The following is a 23,266-nucleotide window of genomic DNA, read 5'->3' as shown; positions in this document are numbered from 1 at the left end:
TCAGACCGCATCTCTCCCCCAAATTTGATCCCGTCACACAATTTTCACAAAAACGCTTGCTGTGAATTTGCAGTTTATTGATAATGATTATCATTGTTACATTGATTGTTATTTATAAACATTATGTCACCGACCGATAACAGCGCGGCAACGCCAACAAAAACACACACAGCGCCGTCCCCTGCTCCCACCGATCGCCGAATCGACAGTAAAAGCCTGTTGGGTGAGGAGGGACGGGTCATTATCGAGCATGACGGCCAGCACTACCTGCTGCGCCAGACCAATGCCGGAAAACTGATCCTGACTAAATAAACCAGACAACACATTCGCCAGCCACCCAGGTGATCCCCAGGCAGCCAGCGCTTTTCAATTCTTATGGAGAGTTGCTATGCCACACCTGCAATCCGCGTCTTTACGCCCGTCTCTTCTGGCGCTGGCGATTGTCAGCACCCTGCCGGGCGTTACGTTTGCCGCTGCAGACGAGATCACCGTCACCGCCACCGGCAATGCCCGCAGCGCCTTTGAAGCCCCCATGATGGTGAGCGTGATTGACGCCACCGCGCCGGAAAACCAGACCGCCAGCTCCGCCGCCGACCTGCTGCGCAAGGTGCCCGGTCTGATGCTGGACGGCACCGGGCGCACCAACGGTCAGGACGTTAACCTCCGTGGCTATGACCGCCGTGGCGTGCTGGTGCTGGTGGATGGCGTGCGCCAGGGCACCGATACCGGACACCTGAACAGCACGTTCCTCGATCCGGCGCTGATCAAACGTATCGAAGTGGTGCGCGGCCCTTCCGCCTTGCTGTACGGCAGCGGCGCGCTGGGCGGCGTAATTTCGTATGACACCGTCGACGCCAGCGATCTGCTGGATGCAGGTAAAAACAGCGGCTATCGCGTATTTGCTACCGGTGCAACGGGCGATCACAGCATCGGGATGGGCGCCAGCGCCTATGGCCGCACCGATACCCTGGACGGTGTGGTCTCCTGGTCCAGCCGCGATCGCGGCGACATTCGCCAGAGTGACGGCGCGAGGGCGCCAAACGACGAATCCATCAACAATATGCTGGCGAAAGGCAGCTGGAAAATCGATCCGGCGCAGACGCTGAGCGGCTCCCTGCGCTACTACAACAACGACGCGCAGGAGCCGAAAAATCCGCAGACCACGGATGCCAGCAGCAGTAACCCGATGACCGATCGTTCCACCATTCAGCGCGATGCCCAGCTTGGCTACCGCATTGCGCCAGCCGGAAACAACTGGCTGAACGCCGATGCGAAAATTTACTGGTCCGAAGCGCGGATTAACGCCCAGAACATCGACGCCAGCGGTGAGTTCCGTAAGCAGACCACCAAAGGCGGCAAAGTCGAAAACCGCACCCGCCTGTTCAGCGACTCCTTCGCCTCGCACCTGCTGACCTACGGCGGGGAATACTATCGTCAGGAGCAACACCCTGGCGGCGCGACCACCGGCTTCCCGGACGCTAAAATCGACTTCAGCTCCGGCTGGTTGCAGGATGAGATTACCCTGCGCGACCTGCCGGTAACGCTTCTCGGCGGGACGCGTTACGACAACTACCGCGGCAGCAGCAGCGGTTACGATGACGTGGATGCGGATAAGTGGTCATCACGCGCCGGGTTAACCGTGAGTCCAGCCGACTGGCTGATGCTGTTCGGCTCTTACGCCCAGGCCTTCCGCGCGCCAACGATGGGCGAGATGTATAACGACTCGAAGCACTTCTCTATCGGCAGCTTCTACACCAACTACTGGGTGCCGAACCCGAACCTGCGTCCGGAAACTAACGAAACCCAGGAGTTCGGTTTTGGGCTGCGTTTTGACGATCTGCTGCTCGCCAACGACGCGCTGGAGTTCAAAGCCAGCTACTTCGACACCAAAGCGAAAGATTACATCTCCACTACCGTCGATTTTGCGGCGGCCACCACCATGTCCTATAACGTACCAAATGCCAAAATCTGGGGCTGGGACATGATGGCAACCTACGCGACCAGCCTGTTCAACCTGGACGTGGCCTACAACCGCACGCGCGGGAAAGATACCGACACGGGCGAATACATCTCCAGCATCAACCCGGACACCGTCACCAGCAAGCTGGATATCCCGGTGGCGCAAAGCGGATTCTCCGTGGGCTGGATCGGCACCTTCGTCGAACGTTCAACGCATATCAGCAGCAGCTACAGCGAGCAGCCTGGCTACGCAGTGAATGATTTCTACGTCAGCTATAAAGGTCAGCAGCAGTTCAAAGGCATCACCACCACCCTCGTGCTGGGGAACGCCTTCGACAAAGCCTACTGGTCACCGCAGGGCATCCCGCAGGATGGCCGCAACGGCAAGATCTTCGTCAGTTATCAATGGTAATTCCCTTCGGGGCAACGATTCAGAAGGATAAGATTATGGGTCACTACACACGCTGGCTTGAGCTTAAAGAAGAACATCCGGGTAAGTACGCCCGTGATATCGCCGGATTAATGCACATCAGCGAAGCAGAGCTGGCATTTGCGCGCGTGGGACACGACGCCTGGCGGCTGCGCGGTGAAATCCGTGAGATTCTGGCGGCGCTGGAGTTGGTGGGGGAAACCAAATGCATCTGCCGTAACGAATACGCCGTTCATGAACAGATCGGAGCGTTTACTAACCAGCACCTCGGCGGCCACGCCGGGCTGGTGCTAAATCCGCGTGCGCTGGATCTGCGTTTGTTCCTCAACCAGTGGGCGAGCGCGTTTCACATAAGTGAAACGACCTCCCGCGGCGAACGTCAGAGCATTCAGTTCTTCGATCATCAGGGCGACGCTTTACTTAAGGTCTACACCACGGATCACACCGACGTTGCCGCCTGGGGCGACGTGCTGACCCGTTTTATCATTGCCGATAACCCCGCTCTGGCGCTAAAGGCTGTCGAGGCCCCTGCGCATTCCGACGGTGCTGATGCAGGCTCGGTGGAGAAAGAGTGGCGCGCCATGACCGACGTGCATCAGTTCTTTAGCTTACTGAAGCGCCATAACCTGAGCCGCCAGCAGGCGTTTCGTCTGGTGAGTGACGATCTGGCCTGTAAGGTGGATAACAGCGCGCTGGCACAGCTGCTGGAGACGGCGCGACAGGACAGAAACGAAATCATGATCTTCGTCGGCAACCGCGGCTGCGTGCAGATTTTCACCGGTGTGGTGGAAAAACTGACGCCCATGAAAGGCTGGCTGAACATCTTCAACCCAACCTTTACCCTGCACCTGCTGGAGGAGGCCGTCGCGGAGACGTGGGTAACGCGCAAGCCGACGGCGGACGGTCACGTCACCAGCCTGGAGCTGTTTGCGGCGGATGGCACCCAAATCGCCCAGCTCTATGGGCAGCGTACCGAAGGCGAGCCTGAGCAGAGCCAGTGGCGTCGCCAGATTGACGCCCTGACGCCAGAAGGGCTGGCCGCATGAAAAACTGGTTTGCCCTGCTCTGCGCCCTGCCGCTGGTCGCCGTCGCCGCGCCGGAGAGAATTGTCGCCCTCGGCGGCGACGTGACGGAGATCGTCTACGCCCTCGGCGCGGAGTCTTCTCTGGTTGCGCGCGACAGTACCAGCCAGTGGCCGCAGGCGACAAACGCGCTGCCTGACGTGGGGTATCTTCGCCAGCTGAATGCGGAGGGGATTTTGTCCGTACGCCCGACGCTGGTGCTGGCAAGCGACCAGGCGCAGCCCTCTCTGGCGCTGAAGCAGGTTGAACAGAGCCACGTCCGGGTGGTTACCGTTCCCGGCACGCCTGACCTGCGCGCGATTGACGAAAAAGTGAGGGTGATAGCTCAGGCGACGCATCATGAGGCGCAAGGGGAAACCCTGCGCAGCTCGCTGCGTCAGGCGCTGGCGGCACTGCCCTCAATACCGCTCAACAAGCGGGTGCTGTTTATCCTCAGCCACGGCGGAATGACCGCAATGGCGGCCGGGCAACAGACCGGCGCGGATGCGGCAATACGCGCCGCCGGGTTGCAGAACGCCATGCAGGGCTTTACCCGCTATCAGCCGCTTTCCCAGGAGGGGGTGATGGCCAGCCAGCCGGATCTGGTGGTGATTTCGCAGGAGGGCCTTAACGCGCTGGGCGGCGAAGAAAATCTGTGGAAACTGCCCGGTCTGGCGCAAACGCCAGCGGGACGAAGCAAGCAGGTGCTGGCTATTGATGACATGGCCCTGCTGGGCTTCAGCGTCCGCACGCCGAAAGCCATACAACAGCTGCGTGCCAGAGCGGAGCAACTGCCCTGATGTCCCGGCGCATCACGTTATCGTTATGGCTTCTGGCGGGGTCGCTTACCGTCATGACGATCATGGCTACCGGTTTTGGGGCGTTACGCCTGCCGGTGAACGTGCTGTGGAGCGGCAGCGATGAGACGCTACGCCATATCTGGCTCACCATCCGTCTGCCCCGCGTGCTGCTGGCGCTGGTGATTGGCGGGTCGCTGGCGCTCGCCGGCTGCGTCATGCAGGGGCTGTTCCGCAATCCGCTTGCCGACCCGGGCCTGCTCGGGATCAGCAGCGGTGCGGCGCTGGCCGTCGCCCTGTGGGTGGTGCTCCCGCTTGCGCTGCCCGCGCTGGTGATGCTTTACGCCCCTATGCTGGCGGCATTTTTTGGAGCGCTGGCAGCCACAGGCGTGATCTTCCTGCTCAGCAAGCAGCATGACACCTCTCTGTCACGTCTGTTGCTGGTGGGTATCGCCATCAATGCCCTGTGCGGTGCGGCAGTAGGTGTGCTTTCGTGGGTCAGCAATGACGCCCAGCTGCGTCAGCTTTCACTCTGGGGAATGGGAAGTCTTGGTCAGGCGCAGTGGTCCACGCTGCTCGCCGTGACCTCGCTGATGGTGCCTGCCGCTCTGGCGATCTGGCGCTGTGCCAGTGCGTTAAATTTACTGCAACTGGGTGAAGAGGAAGCGCATTACCTTGGCGTGGACGTTGCCCTTGTACAGCGAATATTACTGTTATGCAGCGCCCTGCTGGTCGCTGCGGCTGTCGCCGTCAGCGGCGTGATTGGCTTTGTCGGACTCGTGGTGCCGCACCTGATGCGCATGTGGTTGGGCGCCGATCACCGGGCAACCCTCCCCGGCACGGTACTCGCGGGCGCTTTACTGCTGCTGGTGGCGGATACGGTCGCGCGCACCCTGGTCGCCCCGGCAGAAATGCCGGTCGGCCTGCTCACCAGTATCCTTGGCGCTCCCTGGTTCTTATGGCTCATTTTTCGTCGTGGAGAACAGCATGGCTGAACGTTATACGGCTGAAAATCTGACTTTTACCCGGTCTGGCCGCACGCTGACAGATAACGTTTCGGTGTCACTGTCGCAGGGAGAGCTGGTTACATTGATCGGCCCCAACGGCGCGGGGAAATCCACGCTGCTGCGGCTGCTGACCGGCTATCTGAAACCCGACAGCGGAGGCTGTTCGCTGGCGGGAAAAGCGCTGGATGAATGGCATCCGCAGGTGCTGTCGCGCTATCGGGCGGTGATGCGCCAGCAATCTCAGCCTGAATTTGACTGGCAGGTGGAGGAGATCGTTGGAATGGGGCGTGCGCCCTGGACGCGTCACCCGGAACCGTCAATTGTGCGTGAGGTGTTGCAGCTGACCGGTTGCCTGCCGCTGGCCGGCAGGCGCTATCATGCCCTCTCGGGGGGCGAGCAACAGCGCGTCCAGCTCGCCCGCGCGCTGGCGCAGCTGTGGCGTGACGGAACGCCACGCGGCTGGCTGTTTCTCGACGAACCCACTTCCGCGCTGGATCTCTACCACCAGCAGCATCTGCTGCGCCTGTTGAAATCGCTGACCCGTCAGGGCCATCTTCACGCCTGCGTGGTGCTGCACGATCTCAATCTTGCCGCATTATGGTCGGACCGGATCCTGCTGTTACACAACGGCAGGATTGTTTCTCAGGGCATACCGGAGAAGGTTTTGCAGGCCGACGCGCTGGCACGCTGGTACGGTGCGCAGGTGCACGTCGGCAGACATCCGGCGCACGCCGCGCCGCAGGTTTTTCTCGCCCCTTAGCTTGAGCAGCTCACTTCCAGCCGCTTGCCCCAGTCCGGCGGGCGGCTGACATAGTCATCCTCCCGGTCGGCAAACGGCGTGCGCAGGGCGATATGTAGCCGATGCAACTCGGTATAGTCCCCCTGCTCTGCCTGCTCAATGGCCCGCTGCGCCAGCCAGTTGCGCAATACCATCGCCGGGTTAACCGCCTTCATCCGCGCCTGGCGGGTATCGTCATCAATTTGTTCCTGCTGTAAACGCGCCCGGTAAGCGGCAAACCAGTCATCAAACGCCTGTCGATCGACGAACTCGTCGCGCAGCGGTGACGCGGCGCTCTGCTGCGCGGTCTGGCTCAGCATACGGAAGGTTCGGGTATAGTCGCTGCCTTCACGCGCCATGATGGCAAACAGCCCATTCAGCAGCGCGTTATCGCCTTTTTGCTGCGTCATCAGCCCCAGCCTGGTGCGCATTAACACACCGTATTCCCGCAGCAGGACCTCCTGATAGCTGTCCAGCGCATCGTTCAGGGCATCGACGTCGATAAACGGCGACAGGCTTTGTGCAAGCCGCTGAAGGTTCCACAGCCCCACCGCAGGCTGGTTGTCGAAACGGTAACGCCCCTGATAGTCCGAATGGTTACAGATGTAACCCGGCTGATAGTCATCAAGGAAGCCGTACGGACCGTAGTCAAACGTCAGCCCTAACAGGGACATGTTGTCGGTGTTCATCACCCCGTGGGCAAAGCCGACGGCCTGCCAGCGGGCAATCATTGCGGCGGTGCGCGCAACAACATCACGGAACCAGAGAACATAGCGGTCCGGCTCGTTTTGCAGGTGCGGCCAGTGACGACGAAGAGCGTAATCGGCAAGCTGGCGGACTTTATCCGGCTCGCGGCGATAGTAGAAGTGTTCAAAATGACCGAAACGCAGATGGCTTTCCGCCACGCGGACCAGCATCGCTCCCTGCTCCATCGTTTCGCGGGCCACCGGCGTGTCGCTGGTGACAATGGACAGCGCACGTGAGGTAGGGATCCCCAGAGCGTGCATCGCCTCGGAAGCCAGACCTTCACGTATGGTTGAACGCAGCACCGCGCGGCCATCTCCCATGCGTGAGTATGGGGTTAGCCCTGCCCCTTTCAGGTGCCAGTCGAGCGTTTCGCCATTCGGCAGAACTTGTTCACCCAGCAGGATACCGCGGCCATCGCCGAGCTGTCCCGCCCAGACGCCAAACTGATGTCCGCTGTAGACCTGAGCCAGCGGCTTCATGCCCGGAAGCAGCGTTTCGCCGCCCCAGACGCCGGCGCCTTTTTCTGGCTGAAAAAGCGTCGAAGGGATGCCAAGCGAATCCGCTAATGCATCGTTATGCCAGATAAGACGCGCGTTTTGTAAAGGCGTTGGCTTAAGCGCGGTGTAAAAGCCGGGTAATTCATCGTGCCAGTGAGCAGTAAAAGACAGGGTCATAAGTCCTCCTGCTTTAAGTGTAGAGGGTTTCCCTGGACGTAAACACGGGCGAAGAAAGGGGTTATTGCTGTACGAGAGTCGTGACCCGCTCTGCCGGGACGGCAGGCCACAGGCTTCCCTGCATTGCACCAAAATTGAATGGCAGCACGCGTTGTAAGATGCCGTGATCGTCAATTCCCGAGACCATGACCGACTGACAGTGCGGCGCGATCTGCCAGAGAATAGCGCGCATAAAAGGCTCAAACGAGAGTGCCGAGACACGCTGCTGGATAAAGTTTTTATCCAGAACCACCCGTTTGAACAGACCATCATAAACCGGCTTAAGGGACGCAGCCCCTGCACCGAAGTTAGCCAGCACTAAGGGGAAATGGATCGCCATTCTTGCCAGACAGGGATCGTCTTTCCCGTTATTTAAACCTGGATAGTTCTCATTAACAGTAAACTCAAGAAACGGATATCGTTCAAGGATTGAAACAGCGTTCTCATTAGTTAATAAAAACTCAACAATTGCAGGTGTAATATTGATCCATGCAATTAACTGATGCTGAATAAAAAATAGCTTACAGGTATCGAGTAATTGTAGTTTCTCCTGAAACAGCGCTAATTCATCTTCCTGAGAAAGATGGGGGATAACCAGTTCAGTCGGGATCCGTACGTCCGCACCCACGCCAGTAAAGTTAACCAAAATCTCTAAACCTTTAAGCAAACCTGCACTATCACGCGCCGGAAGGAGTAAAAGTTCAGACTGGTAAGCATTATCTAGCGTAATAATCATCGCGCTTGTCCTGCATTAAAGATGAGAGAGAACATCCTGGAGCAATTGCAGGCACAATTCCACTGTCTTGATTTTAATAAGATTAATTTCATTCTTTCCGTATTAATTTTCAGATTTTTCCCTGAATCTTAATTAATTTTATCCTGGTTATTGAATAATAGCCAGTTTTAGATAAAACAGGCACATGCGGACATAAATAATTGGGCAAAAAATTTAACTTTAATCAACCCGCAAGAAAAGCCTGACGTCTATTTTCACCGCCAGGCCCTCCGCACTGCATTTTTATGCAGCGGTTAAATACGTCTGGCCTGCCAGAAGTTTTTACGCCAGTAAACATTATCCAGAGAGGAGCGCATCACGCCACGGCTGGTCGAGGCATGAATGAACTGATTATCGGTGTCATAAATGCCGACATGAAGGCCGCTTTCACCGGAGCCCGTTTTAAAAAAGACCAGATCGCCGGGCAGGAGTTCGTCTTTATCAATTTCAGTACCGATTTTCGCCTGCATACGCGTTTCTCGCGGAAGCTGGAGGTCAAATTTATCGCGGAAGGTCATCAGCACGAATCCTGAGCAATCCACCCCGCCCCGGCTCATGCCGCCGTAGCGATAAGGGGTGCCGCGCCAGTTGCTGAGCTGATCGTTCAGGCTGGCAATGACCGTAATGGAATCGGAAAGCCGTGGGTTGGGCGGAGGTGCATGATGGCTGCTGCATCCTGCAAGAAATAGCGCCGCAACAAGGAGAAACCAGAATCGCATTTCAGACGAATCCTCTGCTTTTTTTGTTCTTTCGGTAATTTAGCGTGCATCTATGCGACTGTGCAAGAAAGGTTATTCCTGCGCCGTGGAAATGAGCATCTTGTGGCCTTCAATATCCAGCCTCCGGAACGACATGTGGTAAGCGCTCGCAAGATTGGCGGCCGTCAGCACGTTGTCGCGCGTTCCGCTGGCAATCAGTTTGCCACGCGCCAGCAACCACACCCGATGCGCGTGGCGCAACGTATGGTTTAAATCATGGCTGCTCATCACAATGGCGATCCCCTTGCGACATAGCGCGCTGAGCAGGGTATCCAGCGCTGCCTGTTGGGCAACGTCCAGCCCGCTCATCGGCTCGTCCAGCAGCAGCATCCGCCCGTGAGGATTTCCCGCCGGATGGATCTGAAGGATAACGGCGGCCAGACGCACGCGCTGCCACTCGCCGCCGGAAAGCTGATTTGCCTGCCGGGTGAGCTTATCGTCTAACCCGAGCGCCGCAGCAACCTCGTTGAGCAAGCCCATCTGATTTTTATCAGACAGATGCAGCGTCAGGTAGTGCCAGACGGGCATCGCAAAGGGCGGAACCTGCTGCTGAACCAGGTAGCTTCGACGGGAGGCAAGTGTAGCGGGTAGCCAGTCGACGAGCGATTGCCCGAGAAAGGTTATCTCTCCTTCCCCGGTGGTCAGCCCCGCCATGCGAGCCAGCAGTGTGCTTTTTCCGGCGCCGTTTGGCCCAACCAGGTGAAGGATTTCACCTGCGTTGACTGCGGCAGTCACAGGCTCAAGACGTCCCTTCCCGGCAACGTCCGTGAGCTGCATCAGCAGCGTCATTATTTCGCCAGCGCCAGCTTGATTGATTCCATCACGATAGGATCTTCCGGCGTCATGTCAGGCGAAAAACGCTGCACGACCTGACCGTCACGTCCAATCAGGAATTTTTCGAAGTTCCACAGAATATCGTCCGGATAGAGCGGCGCGCGGCCTTTACTCGCCATACGCTCATAGAAACCACTCTCTTCAGGCGCAACGGCGGTCGGCGCCGCGGCCACCAGTTTGGCATACAGCGGATGACGATTTTCCCCGTTCACGTCAATTTTGCTGAACATCGGGAACGTCACGCCATAGGTTGTGCTGCAAAAGGTCTTAATTTCCTCTTCGCTGCCCGGCTCCTGGCCCAGGAACTGGTTGCACGGGAAGCCGAGTACGGTAAAGCCGTCTTTTTCCCAGGCTTGATGAATGTTTTCCAGCTGTTCATACTGCGGCGTAAGGCCACATTTCGACGCCACGTTCACGATGAGCAGCACCTTGCCCTTGTAGCCTTCCAGCGTGGTTTTCTCGCCGTCAATGGTCGTCACTTCGGTATTCAGAATATCAGACTGCATAGCATTCCCTCAGGTTGACTTACAGGTTGTGTTTTAACGTCCAGCTTTTAATAGTAGCCAGATAAAGACCGGCGCGCCCAGCGTTGCGGTCACCACGCCTATGGGCAACTCAGCGGCCGTCAGGGCGAGTCGGGCGATGATATCGGCAACCAGCAGCGTTGCCGCCCCGGCAACCGCCGAGGCCGGGAGCAGGGTTCGGTGGTCCGTCATGCCGCACAGACGCAGCATATGCGGGATCACCAGCCCAATAAAGCCAATCGCCCCCGCAAGCGCCACGCTTACGCCCACCATCCAGCCGATGGCGATAACCAGCACGTTGCGCCAGAATCCAATCGGCATCCCGAGCTGGCGAGCAGACGTTTCGCCCAGCGCGAGAATATTCAGCGGCTGCGCCTGGAAAACCATCCACAGGATAACCGGGATCAGGAGCACCATCAGCCACCCCTGACGCCAGTCGACGCCACCAAATCCCCCCATCATCCAGTACATTAACTGGCGCAGATCGAAGGAGGTGGAGAAGTAGACGGCCCAGGTCATCAGCGCACTACAGATGATCCCCAACGCTACCCCGGCAAGCAGCAGCCGGCTGGTGGATAAATGGCGACGAGCAAAGCGCAGAAGGATAAGGGTTATCAACAGCGCGCCTAGGATGGCGCTGAGGCTAATCCCCCAGGCGGAGAGCTCGCCTCCCCCCAGCATCACGGCGGCGATAAGCCCGACGCCTGCACCATTCGAGACCCCGAGAAGCCCGGGTTCCGCCAGAGGGTTTTCAAATAATGCCTGCATGATCGTACCGCACAGCGCCAGCGCAGCGCCGACCAAAAGGACAGCCAGCGTCCGCGGCAGGCGGATCTGCCAGACAAAGAGCTGCCCTTCAGGCGTAAACCAGCTTTCCGGCCCCAGCCACCGATCGCCCGCGCACAGGCTGACGGTGGTGGCGACAATCAACAGCACCCCGAGCAGACACAGGCGGCGGAGATCGGAGCGGTGCTGAAGACGGGCAAGATCAAGCATAGACGATAGGTTATCCGGTTGAGATATCATTGATTTTACGGCGGGTTTAGCAAATAGCGCAAAGAAAAAAGGCCGCGTGAGCGGCCTTTTTAGTTAGTTCATATTACTCTGCTTTGGGCGTTGCGTTTTCGACACGGCTTTTTAACTTCTGTCCGGGTCTGAAGGTCACCACGCGGCGGGCTGTAATGGGAATATCTTCCCCCGTCTTCGGGTTACGGCCCGGACGTTGGTTTTTGTCTCGCAAATCAAAATTGCCAAAACCGGAGAGTTTAACCTGCTCACCATTTTCCAGAGCACGACGGATCTCTTCGAAAAACAGCTCTACCAGCTCTTTGGCATCCCGTTTGCTAAGCCCAAGCTTATCAAACAGATATTCTGACATTTCAGCTTTTGTAAGCGCCATAGGTTCAATCCCTCAATGATGCCTGGAATCGCTCTTTTAATGCCTCTACACATTTGGCGACGGTAGCGGCAATCTCCTCTTCTTCGAGTGTACGGCTGGTATCCTGAAGGATAAGGCTAATAGCGAGGCTCTTGAAACCTTCTGCTACGCCCTTGCCGCGGTACACGTCAAATAAGTTTACGCCAACTACCTGATTTACGCCAACTTTCTTACATTCGGCCAAAATATCTGCTGCGGGCACATTTTCAGCGACCACAACCGCGATATCACGGCGGTTTGCCGGGAAGCGTGAGACGTCCTGCGCCTGAGGAATGACGCGGTCTGCAACCGGGTTCCACTCCAGTTCGAATACGATGGTACGGCCATTCAGATCCAGCTTACGTTCCAGTTCCGGGTGAACAACCCCAATGAAACCAACACGTTTGCCGTCTAAATAGATCGCCGCACTCTGACCCGGATGCAGGGCTGGAATCGCTTCTGCGCGGAATTCAATTTCGGATAATTTACCGGTCAGATCGAGAATTGCTTCCAGATCGCCCTTCATATCGTAGAAATCAACCGTCCCTTTTGCCAGGTCCCAATGCTCTTCATAGCGGTTACCGCTGATGGCGCCGGCCAGCATGAGATCCTGACGGATGCCTAAATTCGCCTGAGTATCCGGTACAAAGCGCAAACCGCTTTCGAAAATACGCACGCGGTTTTGCTGACGGTTCTGGTTATAAACGATAGTGCCCAGCAGTCCCGTCCACAGGGACAGACGCATCGCTGACATCTCGCTGGAAATCGGACTTGGCAGGATCAGCGCTTCCTGACCCGGGTGGATCAGCTGTTGCAGCTTAGGATCAACGAAGCTGTAGGTGATCACTTCCTGGTAGCCTTTGTCGTTCAGCATGGTTTTCACACGCTTCAGAGACAGATCGGCCTCGCGATGGCTGCCCATCACCAGACCCGCCTGCACCGGCTCGTCAGGGATGTTGTTGTAGCCGTAAACGCGGGCCACTTCTTCCACCAGATCTTCTTCGATCTCCATGTCGAAACGCCAGGATGGCGCAACGGCTTTCCACTCGTCCTGGCCTTCTGTGACTTCGCAGCCCAGGCGCGTCAGAATGTCGGTCACCTGCGCATCGGCAACGTGGTGACCAATCAGGCGATCCAGCTTGCTGCGGCGCAGGGTAATGGTCGCACGCTTCGGCAGTGTCGCTTCGTTGGTCACATCAATTACCGGACCCGCTTCACCGCCGCAGATATCGATCAGCAGGCGAGTTGCACGCTCCATCGCTTTGTATTGCAGCGCAGGATCCACGCCACGCTCGTAGCGATGAGAAGCATCAGTGTGCAGACCGTGACGGCGTGCGCGGCCAGTGATGGAGAGCGGGCTGAAGAACGCGCATTCCAGCAGGACGTTTTGCGTCTCGTCGTTAACGCCAGAGTGCTCGCCGCCGAAGATACCGCCCATCGCCAGCGCTTTGTTGTGATCGGCAATCACCAGGGTGTCGGCGTTCAGTTTCGCTTCGCTGCCGTCCAGCAGAACCAGGGTTTCGCCCTCTTTCGCCATGCGCACGACGATCCCACCTTCGATACGATCTTTATCAAAGGCGTGCATTGGCTGGCCGAGCTCCAGCAGAACATAGTTGGTGACGTCAACCACGGCGTCGATAGAACGGATACCGCAGCGACGCAGTTTCTCTTTCATCCACAGCGGGGTTGGCGCTTTAACGTTAATACCTTTCACCACACGACCGAGGTAGCGTGGGCAGGCCTCAGGCGCGTCTACCTGAATCGGCAGCACGTCACTGATGGTTGCCTCAACCGGCGCGATCTCCGGCACGTTCAGTTCGGTCTGGTTTAGCACGGCCACGTCGCGGGCCACACCGATGATGCCTAAGCAGTCGGCACGGTTTGGCGTTACGCTGATTTCGATGGTGTTGTCATCAAGCTTCAGGTATTCGCGGATATCGGTACCGACTGGCGCATCCTGCGGCAGTTCAATAATGCCGGAGTGATCGTCGGAAATACCCAGTTCGGAGAAGGAGCACAGCATACCTTCAGACGGCTCACCGCGCAGCTTAGCCGCTTTGATTTTGAAATCGCCCGGCAGTACCGCACCGACGGTCGCCACGGCCACTTTCAGGCCCTGACGGCAGTTTGGCGCACCGCAGACGATATCCAGCAGACGATCACCGCCCACATTGACTTTTGTTACGCGCAGTTTGTCAGCGTTAGGGTGCTGACCGCATTCAACAACTTCGCCCACGACCACGCCGGTGAAGGCGCCAGAAACCGGCTCTACACCATCAACTTCCAGACCCGCCATGGTGATCTGGTTGGAAAGCGCGTCGCTGTCCAGCGTGGTGTTCACCCATTCGCGTAACCACAGTTCACTGAATTTCATTGTTCTGTCCTGCCCTTATTTAAACTGTTTGAGGAAACGCAGATCGTTTTCGAAGAACGCACGTAAATCGGTTACGCCGTAGCGCAGCATGGTCAGACGCTCCATGCCCATACCGAACGCAAAGCCGGAATACACTTCTGGATCGATACCCACGTTGCGCAGCACGTTTGGATGCACCATGCCGCAGCCCAGCACTTCCAGCCATTTACCGTTTTTACCCATCACGTCAACTTCCGCAGACGGTTCGGTGAACGGGAAGTAGGACGGACGGAAGCGAACCTGCAAATCTTCCTCAAAAAAGTTGTTCAGGAAATCGTGCAGCGTGCCTTTCAGGTTGGTGAAGCTGATGTTTTTATCAACAATCAGACCTTCCATCTGGTGGAACATTGGGGTGTGGGTCTGATCGTAGTCGTTACGGTATACGCGACCCGGCGCGATGATGCGGATAGGCGGTTCCTGTTCCTTCATGGTACGGATCTGAACGCCGGAAGTCTGGGTACGCAGCAGACGGGTAGCGTCAAACCAGAAAGTGTCGTGGTCAGCACGTGCCGGATGATGGCCAGGAATGTTGAGGGCATCGAAGTTATGGTAATCATCTTCAATTTCCGGGCCAGTCGCCACGGTAAAGCCGAGCTCACCGAAGAAACTTTCAATACGATCGATAGTACGGGTAACCGGATGCAGACCGCCGTTTTCGATACGACGACCCGGCAGAGAAACGTCAATCGTTTCTGCCGCCAGACGCGCATTCAGTACTGCGCTTTCCAGCTCGGCTTTACGCGCGTTCAGCGCCTGCTGTACCTGCTCTTTGGCTTCGTTAATCACTGCACCGGCTGCCGGGCGCTCCTCTGCTGGCAGTTCACGCAGGGTAGTCATCTGAAGGGTCAAATGCCCTTTCTTGCCCAGATATTCGACGCGGACATTGTCTAACGCGGCAACATCTGAGGCCTGGTTAATGGCGGCCGTTGCACTGGCAACCAGCTCTGCGAGATGTGACATGGTTTTCCTCATTATGTCGGTGCAGACACCGAATTGTTGGACGTATTCTCTTAACTTCAGGCACAAAAAAAGCCTCCATCGGGAGGCTTATCTGGCGCTGTTTTTCGTTTCATCTTTCACGCGCTAGCCTCCTGAAGTCAGGTGCTAAAGTAAAAGAAGAAGCGGAAAATAGCAGCATTCATGCTTGCGTTACCTTGTAGGGTAAAAACCGTTAAGACCTTATTGAAAAGCCTGCACGGATAAATGTCAATCTTCTGATGGTGTTAAATGAAAAGAGGAGGCAAAGCCCCCTCTCTCAACTGGCTTATGCCAGTGCTGCTTTCGCTTTTTCGACCAGAGCGGTGAACGCTACTTTGTCAAATACTGCGATGTCAGCCAGGATCTTACGGTCGATTTCAACAGAGGCTTTTTTCAGGCCGTTGATGAATTTGCTGTAAGAAATACCGTTCTGACGTGCTGCTGCGTTGATACGCGCAATCCACAGTTGACGGAACTGACGCTTACGCTGACGACGGTCACGGTAAGCGTACTGACCTGCTTTGATAACAGCCTGGAAGGCAACGCGGTATACGCGTGAACGCGCACCGTAGTAGCCTTTAGCTTGTTTCAAAATTTTCTTGTGACGTGCACGTGCAATTACACCACGTTTTACGCGAGCCATGTGTGCTCTCCTGTATCTATTCTAAGTTAAAAAAGTTAAACGTTAACGACTTATGCGTACGGCAGGCACGCGATGACCAGGCCCAGATCGCCTTTAGAAACCATGGCTTTTGGACGCAGGTGACGTTTACGCTTGGTAGCTTTCTTAGTCAGAATGTGACGCAGGTTAGCGTGCTTGTGCTTAAAACCACCTTTACCGGTTTTTTTGAAGCGCTTAGCAGCACCGCGTACGGTCTTAATTTTTGGCATTTTAATAACTTCCACTTCGCATTGTTAAATAAACGAAACATAGGCGAACAAAACCTATGAAACCCGAAGGCTCCACAGATTTTGCTGCTTGAAGGCCTTACTGTTTCTTCTTAGGAGCGAGCACCATGATCATCTGGCGGCCTTCGATCTTCGTAGGGAAGGATTCGACTACTGCCAGTTCACTCAGATCGTCACGGACGCGGTTAAGCACTTCCATACCAATCTGTTGGTGGGCCATCTCACGACCGCGGAAACGCAGCGTGATCTTGGCCTTATCGCCATCTTCCAGAAAGCGAATCAGGCTGCGGAGTTTTACCTGATAATCGCCATCGTCGGTACCAGGACGGAATTTGATTTCCTTAACCTGGATAACTTTTTGCTTCTTCTTCTGTTCCTTAGAAGACTTACTCTTTTCATAAAGGAACTTGCCGTAGTCCATGATACGACAAACTGGCGGTTCGGCGTTAGGGCTGATTTCAACTAAATCTACTCCAGCTTCTTCAGCCTTTTCGATCGCTTCTCTCAGACTCACAATCCCCAGCTGCTCGCCTTCCAGACCTGTTAAGCGAACTTCCTGGGCGCGAATCTCGCCATTGATACGATTCGGACGTGCCGTTTGAACTCGTTTTCCGCCTTTAATACCTTATTCCTCCAGTTGTTGAAGACTGCGGCTGCGAATCTCTTGTTGCAGCTTCTCAATCACTTCACTTACGTCCAGGCTCCCCAGGTCTTTACCACGGCGGGTGCGAACGGCAACTTTGCCTGCTTCCACCTCTTTATCACCACAGACCAACATATACGGGACACGACGTAAAGTGTGCTCGCGGATTTTAAAGCCAATCTTCTCATTTCTCAAGTCTGCTTTTACGCGAATGCCCGCATTTTGTAGTTTCTGCGTCAATTCTTTAACGTAATCCGCCTGAGAATCGGTAATGTTCATCACCACGACCTGCACCGGCGCAAGCCAGGTTGGGAAGAAGCCTGCGAACTCTTCGGTCAGGATGCCGATGAAGCGCTCCAGTGAACCGAGAATCGCACGGTGAATCATAACCGGCACCTGACGCTCGTTGTCTTCGCCAACATAAGAGGCGCTTAAACGCTGCGGCAGGGAGAAGTCCAGCTGTACCGTTCCGCACTGCCATGCGCGATCGAGGCAGTCATACAGGGTAAATTCAATTTTCGGACCGTAGAATGCGCCCTCGCCCAGCTGGTATTCGAACGGAATACCGTTCTCTTCCAGCGCTACGGCGAGATCCGCCTCTGCGCGATCCCATGTCTCATCGCTGCCGATACGTTTTTCCGGACGCGTTGAGAGTTTGACCACGATCTTCTCGAAGCCAAAGGTGCTGTACATATCGTAGACCATACGAATACAGGCGTTAACTTCTTCACGGACCTGATCTTCAGTACAGAAGATATGCGCATCATCCTGAGTAAAGCCACGAACACGCATCAGACCGTGCAGCGCACCTGATGGCTCGTTACGGTGGCAGCTACCGAACTCCGCCATACGCAGCGGCAGATCGCGGTAGGATTTCAGACCCTGGTTGAAGATCTGAACGTGGCCCGGGCAGTTCATTGGCTTGATGCAGTATTCACGGTTCTCAGACGAAGTGGTGAACATCGCATCTTTGTAGTTGTCCCAGTGGCCGGTTTTTTCCCACAGCACACGGTCCATCATGAACGGGCCCTTCACTTCCTGATACTGGTACTCTTTCAGCTTGGAGCGCACGAACGTTTCCAGTTCACGGAAGATAGTCCAGCCGTCGTTATGCCAGAACACCATCCCCGGCGCTTCTTCCTGCATATGATACAGGTCAAGCTGCTTACCGATTTTACGGTGGTCACGCTTAGCCGCCTCTTCCAGGCGTTGCAGGTATGCGTTCAGGGCTTTCTTATCGGCCCACGCGGTACCATAGATACGCTGCAACATCTTGTTGTTGCTATCGCCACGCCAGTAAGCGCCTGCGATTTTCATCAGTTTGAAGTGATGACAGAAGCGCATATTCGGCACGTGCGGACCACGGCACATGTCGACGTATTCCTGGTGATGGTACAAGCCTGGCTTGTCATCATGAGCGATGTTTTCATCAAGAATCGAGACTTTGTAGCTCTCGCCGCGCTTCACGAAGGTTTCACGCGCTTCGTGCCAGCTGACTTTCTTCTTAATGACGTCATAGTTAGTTTCGGCGAGCTCGTGCATACGTTTTTCGAGCGCGTCGATATCTTCCTGGGTCAGGGTGTGGTCAAGGTCAACGTCGTAGTAGAAACCGTTGTCGATAACCGGGCCGATCGCCATTTTGGTGTTTGGCCACAGCTGCTTGATAGCATGGCCTAACAGGTGCGCGCAGGAGTGACGAATGATCTCCAGACCTTCTTCGTCTTTCGCGGTGATGATCGCAAGCGTTGCATCGCTTTCAATCAGATCGGACGCGTCTACCAGCTCGCCGTTTACGCGGCCTGCAATGGTTGCTTTTGCAAGTCCAGGACCGATATCCAGGGCAACATCCATTGGGCTAACAGCGTGGTCGAAATGGCGTTGGCTGCCATCAGGAAGAGTAATTACAGGCATTTTATATCCTTATTTGCAGTGATGCCCCACACATAAGAGCATATACAAAGAAAATAATCGTGATTAAACAGTAGATTACGAAACCATCTGACCAACAATCGTCAAATTGGTTCGTCATCATTCACCGGCCGATTTCAGAATAATGCGGGTTTACGACAGGCGACGTAATGGTAACACTATTGACAGGGCGAATGCACCTTCCTGCGACCGTTTTGAACCGCACATCCTGTTGTCTGCATTAATGAACTTTTGTTGACGGGTGCTCGCAATCCGAAAGTGCTGAGCTATTCTTGATCTGGTCCTTAAACATCGAAGGGGTATCACATGAACGTATCGAGTAGAACCGTTGTGATATTAAATCTACTTTCCGCTGCTGGCCTGGTATTGATTCTGGCTGACAGATTCCATTGGTTTTAAGCCGAACCGGTGTTCCGGCATAACCTGTTCTCCCTTGTTGAGCGTTTTCTGGCGCAGACTTTGGTAGACTAAGGGTATCAACTGACAAGGATTAGGTTATGCCAACAAAAAGATTTGCCGTGAAGCACTGGAAAATGGTCGTGGTGTTAATTGCTATTTGCGGCGCGATGTTGCTGCTGCGCTGGGCCGCTATGATCTGGGGCTAATATTTTGTCAGCGAAAACCTGCCGTGAATTTACTGAATAAATCTTAACTATCTTTACGATAATTTATGGTCCAAAACCGGTACGTCATAATCCGGTTTTCGACAGGCTGTGGCAGCGTATATATTCCGTCACTCGTGGCAGTTGAAATATCAGGACCACTCACCCGCCACCAGCTTATGTACATCAAATGCATCATTCATTGACTGGCCGGTAGACTGAGTGCCAGGGGCAATGTTGGAGCCTGCTTCTACATCAGAGGCTTTAGCGATCCCGATTGGGCTGTTAACGTCATTGGCAGGTTGCGTATTATCAGCAGCAAATACGCCAAATGAAAGTGCGGAAAGCACCATCGCTGCTGTAGCGGTTTTGATTTTTTTCATAATTTTATTCTCATACTTATTTAATGCGATATGCCTGAGGCAAGTTTTTCGCCTGTGCCGTAAGTGTAGATCTGGATCACATTCTTGCCTAGTCAAATTATTTATCAATTCGTGTCAAATAAACTGAATAAGCCCTGGCCAGCTAATTATGGAGAAATTATGAAGATGAAACCAGACACATTATTTTAAAACGCCGTTTAATATAAATAAGCACAGTTTCAGAAAATAAAAAACGGGCCGGGATTATTCTCGGCCCGACGATATTACATTTTATAACCTAATGAAATCGTGGTTCGGCGATCGGTATGTTCCGGTGCAGAATCAGGTGGGGATGAGTTCCAGGTTACGTTGTACGCCACCTTGAGTCCAAAGTGTTCATTGATCGCCACGTTCAACGCACTTTCTGAGTTCAGCGTTGTATCTTCAGCACCAAACACCGACACACCCTGGGTGAATTTTGCGTTGTCGGTCATCTGCCATGCATAGGTGCCCGATGCATAACCCAGCGGCTGGGTTTCATCTTCGCCGTTGGTGTACTCGTCGTAACGGACACCCGGACCGAATTCAAAACGCAGGCTGTGCACCGGCCCATTGAGGAACTGACGACCATAACCCGCAGTTACGACATCACGCTGGCGATAGCCGTTGTAGCGGTCAGTCAGCCAACTCGCCTGCCCGAACAGGTAGTCATAATCGGTCATGTTGTATCGGCTACGTCCGCCTACCGCGTATTTCTCCGATGAGCGTTGATCGTTAGCAGAGGTGTTGCTGGCATTTCCCCACAGCGACCAGGCCGTGGTGTTGCCGTACCAGGTCAGGGTGCTGTCTGCGGTCAGGGAGGAGCTTTTCGTATTACCGGATTGCGCCAGATACCCGGCATTCACGTTACCTTCAAAGGGTTTTTTGGCAGTGGAGGGATCGTCCATGACAGTAAAAACGGTATCATCGGCGGTTGCATTCAGTGACGCAAATACGCCACCCGCCAGCATCAGTGCTGCGGGTACTGTCTTCAAAAGCTTCATTTTATTTAAGGAGTCCGTACAACATAAAAAGAGACCGTCACGGTCTCGGAAACTTTCTTGCGGATCAATGACAAGGCGACCATAGAAAGGTAACAAATTATAAAAAGCCGCAAATAACATAGCAATATTTTCTTCTTTCATTTTTTGAATAAGAACGATCCCAAAACGCGTTTTATTTTATATGCCCGGCGCAGCTTATTTGTCAGCATTCATATTTAAAATCATACTGTTATTTACGTTGCCTTCCTGCCAAACGGTGCCAGGCTTAAAAGAACCCATGATAAAAGGAGGTCATGATGGCTTCGATTTATACGCTGACACTCTCCCCTTCCCTCGACTCCGCGACCATGACGCCGCAAATCTACCCGGAAGGTAAGCTGCGCTGTAGCGCGCCGGTGTTTGAACCGGGCGGCGGCGGCATCAACGTGGCGCGCGCTATTACCCATCTCGGCGGAAAAGCCACCGCCATCTTCCCCGCTGGCGGCGCCACGGGAGAACATCTGGTGGCGTTGCTGGCAGATGAACAGGTGGCCGTAGACACCGTCGACGCTAAAGACTGGACCCGGCAGAATCTGCATGTCCATGTTGAATCCAGCGGCGAGCAATATCGCTTTGTGATGCCGGGGGCGATATTGACCGATGATGAGTTTCGTCAACTGGAAGAGAAAGTGCTGACCATTGAAAGCGGCTCATTACTGGTGATCAGCGGTAGCCTGCCGCCGGGCGTCAAAACAGAGAAACTGACGGCGCTGGTTCAGGCTGCGCTCCAGCGCGGCATCCGCTGCATTGTCGATAGCTCGGGCGAAGCCCTGAAGGCGGCGTTAGAACCCGGACAACTTGAACTCGTTAAACCTAACCAGAAAGAGCTCAGTGCCCTGGTTAATCGAGAACTCAGCCAGCCTGATGACGTTCGTACTGCCGCAGAAGAGCTGGTACGTACGGGCAAAGCACATCGCGTTGTTGTTTCTCTCGGTCCTCAGGGTGCGCTGGCCGTCGACAAGACGGGCTTTGTGCAGGTTGTGCCACCGCCGATGAAAAGCCAGAGCACCGTGGGTGCCGGTGACAGTATGGTTGGCGCGATGGTGCTGAAGCTGGCGCAGGGCGCTTCGCTTCTGGAGATGGCACGCTATGGCGTCGCGGCAGGGAGTGCAGCCACCATCAATCAGGGAACGCGTCTGTGTTCGCTTGCGGATACCCAGAAAATTGTCGATTACCTCGAGAGAAGCTGAACCTGCTTCCCCTTCCCATGGAAGGGGAAGTCGCTAAACAGGGCTTATCGACTATGCTAAGAAAACTTTCAGGATAACAACGAGGTGAATTATGAGCAGTGGTGATATCACCCGCTACGTCGTAACCGTGAATATTCATGAAGCGTCGCTGACCGAACTGAATGAACTCAACAACGCGTTCACGCGCGCCAATTTTCTGCTTACGCTGACGGACGATGAGGGCAATATTCACGATCTCGGCTCACTGGCATTTGGCCTGATAAGCCCGCTGAGTCAGGAAGAGGTGAAGGCGCTGGCCAGTAGCCTGGTGGAAAGCGTGACTGACAAAGCCACGGAAATTGATGTGGATAGCTGGGAAAACTGGCATAAAAAAGAACAATAAGTGCCCTGTATAAAATTAAACCGCTCAGTTGTGCGTTAGTTCCTGTTTTTTTATAGCCGTTTTGCGCTAACTTTATGATCTGGCAGACAACATGGGAGAGACATCATGTGGCAGGCTATCAGTCATCTTTTAAGTGAGCAGCTGGGTGAAGGTGAAATTGAACTGCGTAACGAACTGCCAGGCGGAGAGATCCATGCCGCATGGCATTTACGTTACGCCGGGCGCGATCTTTTCGTTAAATGTGATGAGCGCGAATTGCTCCCCATTTTTACTGCCGAAGCCGATCAGCTTGAGCTGTTATCGCGCAGTAAAACAGTCACCGTTCCGCAGGTTTTAGCCGTCGGCAGCGATCGTGACTATAGCTTTCTGGTGATGAACTATCTTCCCGCGCGTCCTCTGGATGCGCATAACGCCTTTATTCTCGGGCAACAGATCGCCCGTTTGCACCAGTGGAGCGATCAACCTCAGTTTGGGCTCGATTTCGATAACGACCTCTCCACCACCCCACAGCCAAACGCATGGCAGCGCCGCTGGTCGACTTTTTTCGCCGAACAGCGCATCGGCTGGCAGCTGGAGCTGGCCGCTGAAAAGGGATTAGCGTTCGGCAACATCGACGCGATTGTTGAACATATTCAGCAGCGTCTGGCTTCGCATCAGCCTCAGGCTTCCCTTCTGCACGGTGATTTATGGTCAAACAACTGCGCGCTTGGGCCTGATGGTCCCTATATATATGACCCGGCCTGCTACTGGGGCGACAGAGAGTGTGACCTCGCGATGCTGCCGTTGCACCCTGAACAGCCGCCGCAAATTTATGATGGCTATCAGTCTGTCTCGCCGTTACCTGCGGATTTCCTTGATCGTCAGCCGGTTTATCAGCTGTACACCTTGCTAAACCGGGCTATTTTGTTTGGCGGGAGTCATCTGGTAAATGCCCAGCGGGCGCTGGACCGTATTCTGGCGGCATAGCGGGAAGGGG

27 protein-coding genes and 1 other annotated feature are annotated in these 23,266 nt (G+C 55.0%); of the genes, 11 read left to right on the top strand and 16 right to left on the bottom strand.

The features are described 5' to 3' along the window. Nucleotides 1-123: 123 nt before the first annotated feature. The 6 genes from hemP to ACOTXL_RS14855 all read left to right on the top strand — a co-directional run bounded on the left by hemP (nt 124) and on the right by ACOTXL_RS14855 (nt 6,014). Complete coding sequence (gene hemP, locus ACOTXL_RS14880) at nt 124-312, top strand: hemin uptake protein HemP (protein WP_015570723.1); 189 nt, start codon at nt 124-126, stop codon at nt 310-312. Nucleotides 313-388: 76 nt separating this feature from the next. Further along, nucleotides 389-2,371: a TonB-dependent hemoglobin/transferrin/lactoferrin family receptor gene (locus ACOTXL_RS14875; protein WP_045350507.1), complete on the top strand. Its 1,983-nt coding sequence runs from the start codon at nt 389-391 to the stop codon at nt 2,369-2,371. A 35-nt stretch (nt 2,372-2,406) separates the two neighbouring features. Beyond that, nucleotides 2,407-3,435 carry a hematinate-forming heme oxygenase ChuS gene (chuS, locus tag ACOTXL_RS14870; protein ID WP_086532034.1) on the top strand — a complete coding sequence of 343 codons (1,029 nt, stop codon included), beginning with the start codon at nt 2,407-2,409 and terminating at the stop codon, nt 3,433-3,435. Continuing rightward, nucleotides 3,432-4,250, top strand: coding sequence for a heme/hemin ABC transporter substrate-binding protein (locus ACOTXL_RS14865; RefSeq protein ID WP_022650910.1), 819 nt, complete (start codon nt 3,432-3,434; stop codon nt 4,248-4,250). Before chuS ends, ACOTXL_RS14865 begins: the two co-directional genes overlap by 4 nt. After that, nucleotides 4,250-5,242: a FecCD family ABC transporter permease gene (locus ACOTXL_RS14860; protein WP_045336621.1), complete on the top strand. Its 993-nt coding sequence runs from the start codon at nt 4,250-4,252 to the stop codon at nt 5,240-5,242. The genes ACOTXL_RS14865 and ACOTXL_RS14860 overlap by 1 nt, the downstream gene beginning before the upstream one ends. Next, nucleotides 5,235-6,014 carry a heme ABC transporter ATP-binding protein gene (locus ACOTXL_RS14855; protein WP_032658174.1) on the top strand — a complete coding sequence of 260 codons (780 nt, stop codon included), beginning with the start codon at nt 5,235-5,237 and terminating at the stop codon, nt 6,012-6,014. Before ACOTXL_RS14860 ends, ACOTXL_RS14855 begins: the two co-directional genes overlap by 8 nt. Here ACOTXL_RS14855 and selO read toward each other — a convergent pair. The 14 genes from selO to thrS form a co-directional block, all read right to left on the bottom strand. After that, nucleotides 6,011-7,453 (bottom strand): protein adenylyltransferase SelO, encoded by a 1,443-nt coding sequence (selO, locus tag ACOTXL_RS14850; RefSeq protein ID WP_023324501.1) that lies wholly within the window; start codon nt 7,451-7,453, stop codon nt 6,011-6,013. The genes ACOTXL_RS14855 and selO overlap by 4 nt on opposite strands. Before the next feature lie 61 nt (nt 7,454-7,514). Next, nucleotides 7,515-8,228 carry an EAL domain-containing protein gene (locus ACOTXL_RS14845; protein WP_003857794.1) on the bottom strand — a complete coding sequence of 238 codons (714 nt, stop codon included), beginning with the start codon at nt 8,226-8,228 and terminating at the stop codon, nt 7,515-7,517. A 293-nt stretch (nt 8,229-8,521) separates the two neighbouring features. After that, entirely contained in the window at nt 8,522-8,986 is a 465-nt protein-coding gene (locus tag ACOTXL_RS14840) for an NlpC/P60 family protein (protein WP_003857796.1), read from the bottom strand. 72 nt (nt 8,987-9,058) lie between these two features. Further along, the gene (gene btuD / locus ACOTXL_RS14835; protein ID WP_045350506.1) at nt 9,059-9,814 is read right to left on the bottom strand and encodes a vitamin B12 ABC transporter ATP-binding protein BtuD; all 756 of its coding nucleotides are present in this window, start codon (nt 9,812-9,814) and stop codon (nt 9,059-9,061) included. Further along, entirely contained in the window at nt 9,814-10,365 is a 552-nt protein-coding gene (locus ACOTXL_RS14830) for a glutathione peroxidase (RefSeq protein ID WP_045346439.1), read from the bottom strand. Before ACOTXL_RS14830 ends, btuD begins: the two co-directional genes overlap by 1 nt. A 33-nt stretch (nt 10,366-10,398) precedes the next feature. Next, on the bottom strand, nt 10,399-11,379 hold the full coding sequence (btuC, locus tag ACOTXL_RS14825) for a vitamin B12 ABC transporter permease BtuC (RefSeq protein WP_032658170.1): 981 nt from the start codon (nt 11,377-11,379) through the stop codon (nt 10,399-10,401). Between the two features lie 103 nt (nt 11,380-11,482). Further along, nucleotides 11,483-11,782: an integration host factor subunit alpha gene (gene ihfA / locus ACOTXL_RS14820; protein WP_003857805.1), complete on the bottom strand. Its 300-nt coding sequence runs from the start codon at nt 11,780-11,782 to the stop codon at nt 11,483-11,485. Between the two features lie 4 nt (nt 11,783-11,786). Further along, entirely contained in the window at nt 11,787-14,174 is a 2,388-nt protein-coding gene (gene pheT, locus ACOTXL_RS14815) for a phenylalanine--tRNA ligase subunit beta (RefSeq protein ID WP_022650903.1), read from the bottom strand. Between the two features lie 15 nt (nt 14,175-14,189). Continuing rightward, nucleotides 14,190-15,173 carry a phenylalanine--tRNA ligase subunit alpha gene (gene pheS / locus ACOTXL_RS14810; RefSeq protein WP_003857809.1) on the bottom strand — a complete coding sequence of 328 codons (984 nt, stop codon included), beginning with the start codon at nt 15,171-15,173 and terminating at the stop codon, nt 14,190-14,192. 62 nt (nt 15,174-15,235) lie between these two features. Further along, nucleotides 15,236-15,360, bottom strand: a sequence feature (Phe leader region). Further along, complete coding sequence (gene pheM / locus ACOTXL_RS14805) at nt 15,311-15,355, bottom strand: pheST operon leader peptide PheM (RefSeq protein WP_001386830.1); 45 nt, start codon at nt 15,353-15,355, stop codon at nt 15,311-15,313. It overlaps the preceding feature by 45 nt. Before the next feature lie 117 nt (nt 15,361-15,477). After that, on the bottom strand, nt 15,478-15,834 hold the full coding sequence (gene rplT, locus ACOTXL_RS14800) for a 50S ribosomal protein L20 (RefSeq protein WP_000124850.1): 357 nt from the start codon (nt 15,832-15,834) through the stop codon (nt 15,478-15,480). Between the two features lie 50 nt (nt 15,835-15,884). Then, complete coding sequence (rpmI, locus tag ACOTXL_RS14795; protein ID WP_001124225.1) at nt 15,885-16,082, bottom strand: 50S ribosomal protein L35; 198 nt, start codon at nt 16,080-16,082, stop codon at nt 15,885-15,887. A 97-nt stretch (nt 16,083-16,179) separates the two neighbouring features. Continuing rightward, nucleotides 16,180-16,722, bottom strand: a complete 543-nt coding sequence (gene infC / locus ACOTXL_RS14790; RefSeq protein WP_023616141.1) for a translation initiation factor IF-3 — start codon at nt 16,720-16,722, stop codon at nt 16,180-16,182. Between the two features lie 3 nt (nt 16,723-16,725). Next, nucleotides 16,726-18,654 carry a threonine--tRNA ligase gene (thrS, locus tag ACOTXL_RS14785; protein ID WP_003857814.1) on the bottom strand — a complete coding sequence of 643 codons (1,929 nt, stop codon included), beginning with the start codon at nt 18,652-18,654 and terminating at the stop codon, nt 16,726-16,728. 324 nt (nt 18,655-18,978) lie between these two features. On the opposite strand from thrS, the gene yncL reads away from it, so the two are divergent. After that, nucleotides 18,979-19,071 carry a stress response membrane protein YncL gene (yncL, locus tag ACOTXL_RS14780; protein ID WP_071785204.1) on the top strand — a complete coding sequence of 31 codons (93 nt, stop codon included), beginning with the start codon at nt 18,979-18,981 and terminating at the stop codon, nt 19,069-19,071. A 98-nt stretch (nt 19,072-19,169) separates the two neighbouring features. Further along, a complete protein-coding gene (gene yniD / locus ACOTXL_RS14775; RefSeq protein ID WP_003857815.1) occupies nt 19,170-19,277 on the top strand; it encodes a small membrane protein YniD in 108 nt (35 codons plus the stop codon). 149 nt (nt 19,278-19,426) lie between these two features. Here yniD and ACOTXL_RS14770 read toward each other — a convergent pair whose 3' ends face one another. After that, the gene (locus tag ACOTXL_RS14770; protein WP_003857817.1) at nt 19,427-19,657 is read right to left on the bottom strand and encodes a hypothetical protein; all 231 of its coding nucleotides are present in this window, start codon (nt 19,655-19,657) and stop codon (nt 19,427-19,429) included. A gap of 263 nt (nt 19,658-19,920) precedes the next feature. Beyond that, nucleotides 19,921-20,679, bottom strand: coding sequence for a DUF481 domain-containing protein (locus tag ACOTXL_RS14765; protein WP_026080717.1), 759 nt, complete (start codon nt 20,677-20,679; stop codon nt 19,921-19,923). A gap of 296 nt (nt 20,680-20,975) precedes the next feature. Here ACOTXL_RS14765 and pfkB point away from each other — a divergent pair, with 296 nt between their 5' ends. The 3 genes from pfkB to ACOTXL_RS14750 all read left to right on the top strand — a co-directional run bounded on the left by pfkB (nt 20,976) and on the right by ACOTXL_RS14750 (nt 23,256). Continuing rightward, nucleotides 20,976-21,908: a 6-phosphofructokinase II gene (pfkB, locus tag ACOTXL_RS14760; RefSeq protein WP_032609031.1), complete on the top strand. Its 933-nt coding sequence runs from the start codon at nt 20,976-20,978 to the stop codon at nt 21,906-21,908. A gap of 91 nt (nt 21,909-21,999) precedes the next feature. Next, complete coding sequence (ghoS, locus tag ACOTXL_RS14755) at nt 22,000-22,290, top strand: type V toxin-antitoxin system endoribonuclease antitoxin GhoS (protein WP_003857822.1); 291 nt, start codon at nt 22,000-22,002, stop codon at nt 22,288-22,290. A gap of 105 nt (nt 22,291-22,395) precedes the next feature. Next, entirely contained in the window at nt 22,396-23,256 is an 861-nt protein-coding gene (locus tag ACOTXL_RS14750; RefSeq protein WP_045350505.1) for a fructosamine kinase family protein, read from the top strand. Nucleotides 23,257-23,266 lie beyond the last annotated feature (10 nt).

This window comes from Enterobacter cloacae complex sp. IR5402, assembly GCF_049238125.1.
In the GTDB taxonomy this organism is placed as follows: Bacteria; Pseudomonadota; Gammaproteobacteria; order Enterobacterales; family Enterobacteriaceae; genus Enterobacter; species Enterobacter hormaechei_C.
Note: the sequence above shows the minus strand (reverse complement) of the source record. Positions and strands in the feature narration are given on the sequence as shown.